This is a genomic window from Cobetia sp. BL01 (assembly GCF_056493605.1).
Map to the genome: position 1 here is coordinate 60,177 of NZ_JBVBEE010000011.1, position 11,510 is coordinate 71,686.

General features: G+C 62.5%; 9 protein-coding genes. 3 read left to right on the forward strand and 6 right to left on the reverse strand.

The genetic code is table 11. The features are described from left to right. Positions 1 to 2 precede the first annotated feature (2 nt). Positions 3 to 527, forward strand: a complete 525-nt coding sequence (locus tag ACZYGA_RS15500; protein ID WP_479399535.1) for a DUF2878 domain-containing protein — start codon at positions 3 to 5, stop codon at positions 525 to 527. Positions 528 to 548: 21 nt separating this feature from the next. Here ACZYGA_RS15500 and ACZYGA_RS15505 read toward each other — a convergent pair whose 3' ends face one another. Continuing rightward, the gene (locus ACZYGA_RS15505; protein ID WP_176503960.1) at positions 549 to 2,387 is read right to left on the reverse strand and encodes a putative bifunctional diguanylate cyclase/phosphodiesterase; all 1,839 of its coding nucleotides are present in this window, start codon (positions 2,385 to 2,387) and stop codon (positions 549 to 551) included. A 305-nt stretch (positions 2,388 to 2,692) separates the two neighbouring features. On the opposite strand from ACZYGA_RS15505, the gene fabA reads away from it, so the two are divergent. Continuing rightward, the gene (gene fabA, locus ACZYGA_RS15510; protein ID WP_077373372.1) at positions 2,693 to 3,208 is read left to right on the forward strand and encodes a 3-hydroxyacyl-[acyl-carrier-protein] dehydratase FabA; all 516 of its coding nucleotides are present in this window, start codon (positions 2,693 to 2,695) and stop codon (positions 3,206 to 3,208) included. A 13-nt stretch (positions 3,209 to 3,221) separates the two neighbouring features. Beyond that, positions 3,222 to 4,439, forward strand: a complete 1,218-nt coding sequence (gene fabB, locus ACZYGA_RS15515; protein ID WP_077373369.1) for a beta-ketoacyl-ACP synthase I — start codon at positions 3,222 to 3,224, stop codon at positions 4,437 to 4,439. Positions 4,440 to 4,568: 129 nt separating this feature from the next. On the opposite strand, the gene ACZYGA_RS15520 is transcribed toward fabB, so the two are convergent. From ACZYGA_RS15520 to ACZYGA_RS15540, 5 genes are all read right to left on the reverse strand, one after another. Continuing rightward, positions 4,569 to 5,330, reverse strand: a complete 762-nt coding sequence (locus ACZYGA_RS15520) for a lysophospholipid acyltransferase family protein (protein WP_240499633.1) — start codon at positions 5,328 to 5,330, stop codon at positions 4,569 to 4,571. Between the two features lie 18 nt (positions 5,331 to 5,348). Continuing rightward, a complete protein-coding gene (locus ACZYGA_RS15525; RefSeq protein ID WP_077373366.1) occupies positions 5,349 to 6,233 on the reverse strand; it encodes a sugar nucleotide-binding protein in 885 nt (294 codons plus the stop codon). A 62-nt stretch (positions 6,234 to 6,295) separates the two neighbouring features. Then, a complete protein-coding gene (locus tag ACZYGA_RS15530) occupies positions 6,296 to 8,800 on the reverse strand; it encodes an EAL domain-containing protein (RefSeq protein WP_479399536.1) in 2,505 nt (834 codons plus the stop codon). Positions 8,801 to 9,163: 363 nt separating this feature from the next. Beyond that, positions 9,164 to 9,805 (reverse strand): single-stranded DNA-binding protein, encoded by a 642-nt coding sequence (locus ACZYGA_RS15535; RefSeq protein ID WP_077373360.1) that lies wholly within the window; start codon positions 9,803 to 9,805, stop codon positions 9,164 to 9,166. A gap of 87 nt (positions 9,806 to 9,892) precedes the next feature. Continuing rightward, complete coding sequence (locus ACZYGA_RS15540; RefSeq protein ID WP_084207746.1) at positions 9,893 to 11,308, reverse strand: MFS transporter; 1,416 nt, start codon at positions 11,306 to 11,308, stop codon at positions 9,893 to 9,895. Between the last annotated feature and the right edge of the window lie 202 nt (positions 11,309 to 11,510).

Below are 11,510 nucleotides of genomic sequence, written 5' to 3' on the forward strand. Positions count from 1 at the left end.
ACGTGCTCTCTCCACGCATCACCCCACTGCTGAATGCCGGGCTGTTTCAGCTTGGCTGGTTCAGCTGCGTGCTGGGGGGCGCCTGGGTCGCACTGCTGATCACCCCGCTCATTCTGGCCGCGCATCTGGGCTGGGTCGTCCCACAGGCCCGGCACGCACGAGAGCTGCGATGGCTGGGGGGCTTTCTGGCACTGGGCATGGTGGTGGACGGCGGTCTGACCCTGGCCGGTGGCTACTCGCTGCCAGCCACCGCGCCGGACTGGACACACTGGCTGCCGCTGCCCGTGTGGATGTGGTGCCTGTGGCCGCTGTTCGCCAGTACCGTACATCATGCATTGCACTGGCTATGGCAGCGCCCATGGCTCGCCGCCATCGGCGGGGCGACAAGCGCGCCCCTGTCCTATTACGGCGGCGCTCAGCTCGCTGACGTCACGCTCGCCGATTGGCTGTTGCCGGCACAGGCCCTCATCTGGGGCGGGCTATGCCTGGCCATCTCGCGCTGGAAGCTGGCCCAGCCAGGCACATGATGTCCGTGCATCGAGGCGGCTTCAGGCCATGGCCATGGACAACTGGCCGGATTCATAGCCATTGAGACGCTCGATGACGTCCGCCGCCGGCGCGGGACGGGAGAAGTAGAAGCCCTGAATCCAGCCACAACCGTGCGATACCAGGTATTCACGCTGCTCTGCCGTCTCGACACCCTCCGCGATCATCTCCATGCCCAGCCCCTTGGCCATCGCCAATACCGCCATGGTGATGGCCGCATCGGAGCGCTCCCCCGGCAAGCTGCGAATGAAGGCCCGATCCAGCTTGAGCTTGTCCACTGGCAGATCCTTCAGATAGGACAGCGACGAATAACCGGTCCCGAAATCATCCACCGCGATCTGGTGGCCTCTGCTGCGCAGGGTCGCCAGCCGGCGCGAGATGTCACCGGCGCGCTCATCCAGCAACACCGACTCGGTCAACTCCAGGCCGATGCTGTCCGCCGGCACGTCATACTCCAGCAGCAGCGCGGCCAGCGAGGCCTCGAAATTGCCCTGTATCAGCTGCAGTGCCGAGACATTCACCCAGATGCACAGGCGGTGTCCCGCACGTCGCCAGTTCGCCTGCTGCTGCACGGCCTCGCGCAGCACCCAGTTGCCCAGTCGCAGCATCAGGCCATGGCGCTCGGCCAGCGGAACGAAATCAGCAGGTGACACCGGCCCACGCAATGGATGCTGCCAGCGCAGCAGCGCCTCGACACTGCTCACCTTGCCGGTACTGGCCTGATGCTGACACTGGTAGTGCAGCTGCAACTGGCCATGGCTCTCGAGCGCTGCCCGTAGATCGTTGGCCAATCCCAACTGGAGATCGGCACCGGAGTCCAGCGCCGGCTGGAAGCGCATGTCGATATTGCGACCGTGGCGCTTGGCGGCGTAGAGCGCGCTTTCCAGGCGCTGCATCACCACTTCGGGATCACGCCCGTCCTCCGGTGCACGACAGCTGCCGATCGAGAGTGCCAGGTGGAGAATCTGATCGTCCACTTCCAGTGGCTGGGTCAGCGTCGAGCGCAGCTCTTCGATCCACTCACCGTGGTCTCCCCCCGCCGTGGTTCGCAGAATCACGAACTCGTCACCGCCGATGCGTCCTGCGACACCGCCGCGTGCCAGCTCCGTGAGGCGCCGCGCGAACAGCTTGAGCAGACGGTCTCCCCCCTCGGTGCCCAGCGAGTCGTTGATGCTCTTGAGGGCGTCGATGTCGATCAGCGCCAAGTCCAGGGCTTCCCCGGCCCGCAAGCTGCCCAGACGACTCACCATCAGGTCACTCAGACGACGTCGATTGGGCAGGCCGGTCAGAGTGTCCTCCAGCCCGATGCGCTGCAGGTCTTCCTCCCGCGCCTTGTGGCGCGAGATATCCGAAAACAGCGCGATGTGGAAGACCTCTCCTGCGCGCTCCATGCGTCGCGCCCTCAGCCACTCAGGGTACTCATCGCCCTGCTTGCGCCGGTTCCAGACCTCGCCCTCCCAATAGCCATGCACCGCCAGGGCCTGCCAATAGCGGCGATAGAAGTCCTCGTCATGGCGACCCGAGGACAGCAGGGAGGGGTTGCGCCCGATGATCTCCTCCGGCGCGTAGCCGGTGATCCGACTGAAGGCGGCATTCACCGCCAATACCTTGTTCTGACTATCACTGATCAGGAGTCCATCGCTGCTGAGGTGCACGGCCGCCTCCAGCAACTCGCGCCGAAGATGCAGTCGGCGCATCAACCGCAGGATGTCCGCGCCTGCCAGGGTGACCGGTATCAGCGCGCACAGTCGCAGTTCGAGGCCTGGCAGCCACGGCATCAGGCACAGGGCAATGACTCCCCCCCAGATGAGGGGGCGATTGAAGGAAGCATTCGGCCACATACCGGACCCTCGGTCGAGATGACGATATCCACTACACGGTTTCATCATGCAAATGGCCACTTCACAGCCAGGCTGGCCCGCGCACCAATGCTGCCCATTCTCCACGGAAATGTCATGCCAGCCCGCTGACACCCATCGTCTTATCGACTGGCACGCCAAAAGCTGAAGCAGATATTTGCACCGCCCCATGGTGCCCTTTAGTCTGCCCCCCACGTGCATTCAGTGGGGCCAGCCATTAGACTAGCCCCATTCGGGCGTTGTTACGCCCCGTACGGCATAACCATCCCGCTACTCGGAATGACTCAGTGACCAAGCAACACTCCTTTACTCGCGACGAGCTGCTGGCCTGCGGCCAGGGCGAACTCTTCGGCCCGGGCAATGCGCAACTGCCTGCTCCCAACATGCTGATGCTGGATCGCATCACTCACATCAGTGAGGAAGGCGGTAGCCACGGCAAGGGGCAGTTGATCGCTGAGCTCGATATCACTCCGGACCTGTGGTTCTTCGACTGCCACTTCCCGGGCGATCCGGTCATGCCGGGCTGCCTGGGCCTCGATGCCATGTGGCAACTGGTCGGGTTCCACCTCGGCTGGCTTGGCAACCCGGGCCGCGGTCGTGCGCTGGGCTGCGGAGAAGTGAAATTCTCCGGTCAGGTCCTGCCGACCGCCAAGAAGGTGACCTACACCATCAACATCAAGCGGGTCATCACTCGCAAGCTGATCCTCGGCATCGCCGATGGCACAGTCACCGTTGATGGCCGCGACATCTATCAGGCCAACGACCTGCGCGTCGGTCTGTTCACCTCCACTGCGAACTTCTGAACGGGAGGCTCCCATGCGTAGAGTGGTAGTCACCGGGCTGGGCATTGTTTCCTGCCTGGGCAATGATCGCCAGCAGGTCCTGGAATCCCTCCAAGAGGGACGTTCCGGTATCCGCCGCAAAGAGGAATACGCCGAGCTTGGCTTCCGTAGCCAGGTCGCGGGCGTAGTCGACATCAACCTCGAAGACCATATCGATCGCAAGCAACTGCGCTTCATGGGAGATGCCGCGGCGTATGCCTACATCTCCATGGAGCAGGCGATCGCTGATTCCGGCCTGAGCCCGGAGCAGGTCTCCAACGAGCGTACCGGCCTGATCGCCGGTTCCGGTGGCGCATCTTCCGCCAACCAGGTCGAGGCCGCTGACATCATGCGTGCCAAGGGCCTGCGCCGCGTCGGACCGTACCGCGTCACCCGCACCATGGGCTCCACCGTCTCCGCGTGTCTGGCCACGCCGTTCAAGATCAAGGGCATCAACTACTCGATCTCCTCGGCCTGTGCGACATCGGCTCACTGCATCGGCAGCGCTGTCGAGCAGATCCAGCTGAACAAGCAGGACGTGGTCTTCGCTGGTGGCGGTGAAGAAGAACACTGGACACTGTCCTGCCTGTTCGATGCCATGGGCGCGCTCTCCACCAGTTACAACGACTCGCCGGAAACCGCGTCTCGTCCGTACGACACCACCCGTGACGGCTTCGTCATCGCTGGCGGTGGCGGCATGCTGGTCCTGGAAGAGCTGGAGCACGCCAAGGCACGTGGCGCCAAGATCTACGCCGAAGTGACAGGCTACGGCGCAACGTCAGACGGCCACGACATGGTGGCACCGTCCGGTGAAGGCGCCGCACGCTGCATGCGTCAGGCGATGGCAACCGTGAACGGCAAGATCGACTACATCAACACTCACGGCACCTCGACGCCAGTGGGGGATGTCGCCGAACTCAAGGCCATCCAGGAAGTCTTCGGTGCGGACAGCCCGGCGATGAGCTCCACCAAGTCGCTGACCGGCCACTCTCTGGGCGCCACTGGCGTGCAGGAAGCCATCTACTCGCTGCTGATGATGGAGAACGACTTCATTGCCGCCTCCGCCAACGTCAGCGAACTGGATGAACGCGCCGACGGCCTCGATATCGTCACCACTCGCCGTGATGGCGTGAAGATCGAGCGTGTGCTCTCCAACAGCTTCGGCTTCGGTGGCACCAACGCCTGTCTGATCCTGGAGCGCTTCCAGGACTGAGATCATGGATCTCTGACCGGTGATGCATGACACGAAAAGGCCGCCCCATGGGGCGGCCTTTTTGCTGGTGGCGAGCTATCGGCTGGCTTTCACATCACTTCATCGCCCGACTTCCTCCAATCGGAGCGCTCAGACGCCCACGCTGTCTGCCGGTGCCTTCTCCTCGAGTGGCGGACGTGGAGTGCGGGATATCCGCTGCAAGGTGTCTTCCACCCACCCCTCGACATCCGCGATCACCGCATCCGGCTTGCGGCCGGTGGTCTCGATCGCAGGCCCGAAGACGACATGCAGGGTGCCAGAACGCTTGATCCAGCTGTCATTGGGCCAAATCTCGCCTGCATTGTGGGCCACCGGGACGACCGGCACTCCAGCACGACAGGCAATCGCGGCACCTGACTTGTTGAACTTCTTGCGCGTCCCCGGTGCCAGGCGCGTCCCTTCCGGGAAGATCAGCACCGTGAAGCCATCCTTGAGCCGCTGCGTACCCACGCTCAATACCTGCTTGAGCGCCTTGGCGGGCTGCTTGCGGTCCAGCGGAATCGGCTCAAGCAGCTTGAGACCCCAGCCGAAGACGGGAATCTTGAGCAACTCCTGCTTGAGCACGGTGCATAGCGGCCGCTTGACCACCTGCAGATAGATGGTTTCCCACTCACTCTGGTGGTTGGAGAGCAGAACGCATGCCCCTTCGGGCAGCTGCTCACGTCCGCTGACCTCTACCCTGACGCCACAGGTGAGACGGAACCACCAGAGCACAAGGTGGTTGTAACTATGCAGAACGCGATAACGTGCCTTGAGCGGCAAGCAGGCTGCCACGGGTACCAGCACCAGGGCACTGAGCAGCAACGCCATGAAATAACCGAAGTAAAACAACACACTACGCAGTGCATTCACAGTAAAGATCTCCGCACGTCAGACATCCTCTTGAGGTGAGGTCACCGGGGTGCGCTGTGCCACCCAATCGTCCAGCAGACGGGACAGCTCCAGCCGCCAGGGTTTCTGATGCACCCCGAAGGTCTCCAGCACTCGTCGACAGTTGAGCACTCGGCGCAGCGGAGTTCCCGAGTTGAGCGTCAACGCCTTGATCGGGCCGGGTGATACCTCCTCCCCGATCCCCTCGAGCCGAGTGATCAGCTGAGTCCGCACCACGCTGATGAAGGCGTAACTGCTGACAGGCTCGGTACCCGCCAGATGATAGGCGCCCCAGGAACCCGCACCGCAACGTTGCTGTTGCAGCATGCCGACCAGCGCCATGGCCACGGCGTCGACACTGGTCGGGCACAAAATGACGTCTTCCGCAGCCCGGACTTCCTGACCCGCGAGCAACGACTCGATCAGCGTCGGCAGCCAGGCATCACGGCCATCGGGGCCGAACAACGGCCCGAGACGCACGATCAGATGGCTCGGCAATTCGGCGCGGATACGGTCGCCCGTGGCGATGACCCGACGCAATGCCGTATCGATGGGGGACGGCACCTCTTCCTCATCGAGCAAGCCTTCCCCGCCCTGCTCGAACATCTGGTCCGCCACGCACCACACCAGCGGCGTGTCTGTCTCGACACAGGCCGCCAGCACGGCTTCCACGTGCTCGGCATGCGCCGTGACGTCTGCCGGTGCCGAGTCCGCAGGACTGACGAAGGGAGGCACGATCACCACATCCGCGCGATGCGAGCGAATATCACTGGCGTCGATACGCACGGCATCGAGCACTTGAAGCTCGAGATCCGTACGGGTGTTGGCCACTCGGGCCAGGCCGAGGCTCAGGCAATGCCCGGCATCCAGCAGCAAGAGTTTCACAGGCACACTCCGGCAAACAGACGCATCGGCACGAAGCGTGCCGATGCAAAGGCGACATTCTATCAACCTTGCAGGCTGGCTGCAGGCCCGTTGTCGCGCCGGGGACCAGAAGTGAGCAGCACCCCTCCCAGCGGCTGGGGGCGACCGATACCATAGCCCTGAACGAGATCGACACCGATCTGCTCAAGTGCCGGCAGCAAGTCACGTCGCTCCACGTATTCGGCGATGGTGACGATGCCCATCTGGGCACAGATGCGGCAGATGGCCGAGACGATGGCAGCGTCCAGGCTGTCACGGGTCAGATTGCGCACGAAGGCGCCATCGATCTTGAGCTGATTGACGGGCAACTCCTTGAGATAGGCGAAAGAGGACATTCCGCTGCCGAAATCGTCCAGCGAGAAGCTGCAGCCAAGGCGACGAATGCCACGAATGAATTCGCGTGCTTGCGCCAGATTGCTGATGGCGGCCGTCTCGGTGATCTCGAAGCACAATCGCTCAGGCGCCACGCCACTCTCCTCGATCATGGTGATCAGCTGATCGCGCAATGGCATGTCACTCAGGCTTTGCCCCGAGAGATTGATGGCCAGGATGGCGTCGTCTTCAATGCGCCCGTCATTGGATTTCAGCACCTGCAGCGCTTCAGTGACGACCCAGACATCAATGGCAGGCATCAGCCCGAAGCGCTCGGCAGTGCCCATGAAGTGGGCCGGGGTCATATGCTCGCCCTCGGCATTGACGTAGCGCAGCAATACTTCGTAGTAAGGCCTACTGGACGGACGGCACAACGATTCAATCGGCTGGATATAGAGCGTGAAGAAACGTTTCTCCAGCGCTTCCTGCAACAGAGGCAACCATTGGAGCTCGCGCTGGGCACGCTCGAGCCCGGCATCTTCCTCGTGATAGGCATGCACCTGGTTGCGACCATTCTGCTTGGCCATGTAACAGGCCGCGTCGGCCTGACGCAGCACTTCCGTGGCCGGTGCACTCCCCGTGATGGACGCCAGGCCGATGCTGACACCCAGCTGGAACTGACGCCCATCCTCGAGATAACGATAATCCGCGATGGTCGAGCAGAGTCTCGAGGCGCGCTCCAGTGCCTGTTCACGATTGCATCGGTAGAGGATGACCGCGAATTCATCGCCTCCCAGACGGGCGAGCACATCAGAATCCCGGATCTGCTCGCGCATCAGATGCGCAATCTCGCGCAGCACGGTATCCCCCGCTGCATGACCGCAGGTGTCGTTGATGACCTTGAAGAAGTCGAGATCCAGATACAGCAATTGATGCAGATCGCCGTCTTCCAGCGAGGCCCCCAGAGCATCATCGAAGGCACTGCGGTTCTGCAGCCCCGTCAGGCTGTCATGATGGGCCTGGAAATCGAGCCGACGAATCATCGCCTGGCGATAACTGATGTCACGGAAGACCAGCACGGCACCTTCCACCTCATCATTGCGAGCGCGTACCGGAGACGCCTTGAGCTCTATCGCACACTCACTGCCATCCCTGGCGACCAGCAGGGTCTGGTTCGCCATGTGCACGACCTCCCCGCGGCTGAGCACGACATCCAGGTGGGTATCCATCATGTGGAGCGAACCCTCATGGCGCAATTGCAGAATGCGCGCCCAAGGGCGGCCCCGGGCCAGCGCGGGATCCCAGCCACACAATTCTGCCGCGATGGGATTGATGTGGCGGATCATTCCCTCCCGATCAAGGCTGATCACCCCTTCATCGATGGAATCCAGCATTACGGTTACCTGATCCCGTTCGTGACGCAATTCCCGGGTGCGGTACTCCAGCAGACCGCTCAACCGCGCCCGATAGTGTCGACTGCGCCGCACACGACTTTCTGCCTTCAGCGCCAGCAACGTCAGTCCCAGCACGGCCAGTGAGGCAACCCCGAGTATCACTGCCAGCCAGACATGCTGCCCTTCCCCCGAACGAAGCGGGGGAGCCGGCATCACCGAGTCAGGCACCACTTCCATCGCCGCCATGCCCAGATAGTGCATCCCTGCGATCGCTCCCCCCATCAGCAACGCAGCAAGGGCCTGATAACTGCGACGCGGCCGGCGTTGATGCAGAAAGAGCCCTCCAAGCCACAGCGCAGCCGTCGAGGCGATGACGGCCACCAGAATCGACAGTCCCAACAACGGGGCATCGTAGCGATACGCCATCGGCATCTGCATCGCCGCCATGCCGAGATAGTGCATCGAAGCGATCCCGCCCCCCATCACCGCCCCGCTGCCAAACAGCCATGGCAGCGTCAAGCGCGACAGCGTGTTGGCCCACAGCGCCAGTCCGGAAGAGAGCACGGCCACCATCATCGAGAGTAGCGTCAAGCCCCACTCATAGGTGACCGACGTACCGATGTCATAGGCCAGCATGCCGATGAAATGCATTGACCAGATGCCCAGGCCCATCGCCAGAGCCCCACCCAGCAGCCACCCCAGGCGACTGGCACGCGACACCGACAGCGCGACCTGCCGAATCAGCTGCAAGGCAGCATGAGATGCCAGTACCGCGACCAGAATGGAAAGCAATACCAGTGAGGGGGAATAGCTACCATGCATGAATGACCTCAATCATCGGGGGCCTGCCAAGGGGAACGAGCTGAAAGTGGACATACACTTGAAACGATAGTTTACCTGCAAGGTACGGAACTGCCTGATTTTTTCCTCCACGCTCAGTGTCCTCAAGCGAGACGACAGCGTGATGGCCCGATCATCGGACTCGGGGCTTCCTCCCTTACGCTCGCAGAGCGACTTTGGATGTATCGGCCGATATCCTGGCAGATGGAGGGGGAATGCCTGAAAACCTCCCCGCCCTCTCACGCAGCACCCTCGATACCTCGAGAGGTTTCCTTGGCCTCCAGAAACGAAAAACCCCCGCTGAGCGGGGGTTCAAGACAATATGGATGACCATGGAGCTGATGATCAGAACGGAATCTCATCATCGAAATCGTCAAAGCTGCCAGCCGGCGGCGCGCCGAAATTGTTGTTCTGCGAGTTCTGTTGAGGAGGCTGATGAGCGGGCTGCTGAGCCGGAGGCGGAGTGTGCGGGGCCGGCGGCTGACCACCGAAGTTGCCACCCTGCTGCGGTGCCGGCGGCTGGCCGCCGAACTGGCCACCCTGCTGCGGAGCTGCCGCGGCCTGCTGCTGGCCACCATACTGACCACCTTGCTGAGGTGCCTGCTGGGGACGACCGCCGCCACTGAAGCCGCCACCGCCGCCGCCTTCACCACGGGTATCCAGCATCTGCATGTCATTGGCGACGATTTCGGTGCTGTAGCGGTCGTTGCCGTTCTGATCCTGCCACTTGCGCGTCTGCAGACGACCTTCGATATAGAGGCGTGAGCCTTTCTTGACGTATTGCTGAGCGATTTCCGCCAGCTTGTTGAACATCACCACACGGTGCCATTCGGTACGTTCCTGACGCTGACCGCTCTGACGGTCATTCCAGGTATCCGTGGTGGCGAGGTTGAGGTTGCACACCGCACTACCGGACGGAGTGAAACGGACTTCCGGATCCTGACCGAGATTACCGATCAGAATGACCTTGTTTACGCCGCGAGCCATGAAGATTACTCCTGAAAATAGACCGGTGCACATCAGGCACCGGCGAAGGTATCGAGTGCACTGACAGTGATCTGCCAGTGTCAGGGTTCAGCTGGCAGGTGCCTCGGCACCTGCCGGAGTTTCGCCATCACGCTGACGAGTGAAAGTCGCCAGCGCCTTGTCATCCAGTGTATCGCGTGTGACCTTCAGATAGGCGACCTGTTCCTCACGCACGACCAGAGCTTCTTCCACGCCGGCAATGGCCAGCAGGCGCGTCTGCAACTCGACGGCCGGAAGCCTCGCGGCTTCTGGCGACAGGCCGACCACTTCACTGCCAAGATGTCGCGGCGGCTGCATGTTCCAGACCACAGCCAGCCACAGCAGCGCCAGCAACCCCATGCCGAAGAAGACGCCACTCAGCCCGAAATGGCCCGTCAGCCAGCCGCCGCCGACACCCCCCACGAAGGCACCGAGGAACTGGCTGGTCGAATACACCCCCATCGCGGTGCCCTTGGCACCGGCCGGCGCCAGCTTGGAGATCATCGACGGCAAGGTGGCTTCCAGCAAATTGAAGGCCACGAAGAACAGCCACAGCAGGCCAAGGAAGGGCACGAGACCTGCGTGCTCGATGCCATCCACCCCCAGCAGCAACAGGCTTGTCGCGATGGTCGCCACGGCGCCCAGGAAGACCGGCTTCATGCGGCGGTACTTCTCGGCCACGATGACCAGCGGAAGCATGGCGACAAACGCCAGGCCCATCAAGGGCAGATAGACCCAGCCATGATGGGCGGGCGCGATGCCGAAGTTGACCAGCTGCTGCGGAATGGCCACGAAACAGGCCGTGAGGATCATGTGCAGCGCAAAGATCGACACATCCATGCGCAACAATGCGGAATTCGCAAGAATGCCCTTGAGCTGGCGACGATCAAGCCCCACATCTTGATGCTGACGCCTGGGTGCAGCAGGCACCAGTTTCCAGAGTACGAACACGCTCGCCACGGCCATGATGGCCGTCAGCCAGAAGACGCCCGAAAGTCCGAACGCATCCGCGGTCAGGGGTCCCGCGACCATCGCCAGCGCGAAGGCGACGCCGATCGACATGCCGATGGAGGCCATCGCCATGGTGCGCACCTCCTCTCGCGTCTGATCGGCCAGCAGCGCCATGATCGCACCTGCCACGGCACCGCTGCCCTGCAGGCAACGACCAAGGATGATCATCTCGATGCTGTCGGCATTTGCCGCGACCAACGAGCCAAGGATGAACAGCCCGAGTCCGAAGCCGATCACGGCCTTGCGCCCGAGGCGATCGGACAACCAGCCGAAGGGGATCTGCAGCAGTGCCTGGGTCAGGCCATACCCGCCCAACGCGACGCCGACCAGCGTCGGCGTCGCGCCAGCCAGATCACGGGTGTAGAGCGCCAGCACCGGCAACACCATGAACAGCCCGAGCATGCGGGTGGCATACAGGCTGGCAAGGCCGACGATGGCGCGACGTTCCGGCGCTAGCAGTCGAGAGGTCTTCATGGATGGCGGCGGGCTCCGGAGCAGGACAGTCAAGAAAGGGAGGCCGACCACGCGGGTCGCCAGAGAGTAGACTCCATGGGTGCTGATCACCGATGGACTGCACATTCTAAGGCTCGCCTGTCGGCTTTGAAAGCATGCAGCCTTTGCCGGGCGTTTCGCCCGCGCCTTATAATCGTTGCTTTTATCGACGCAGCCCGAGGTG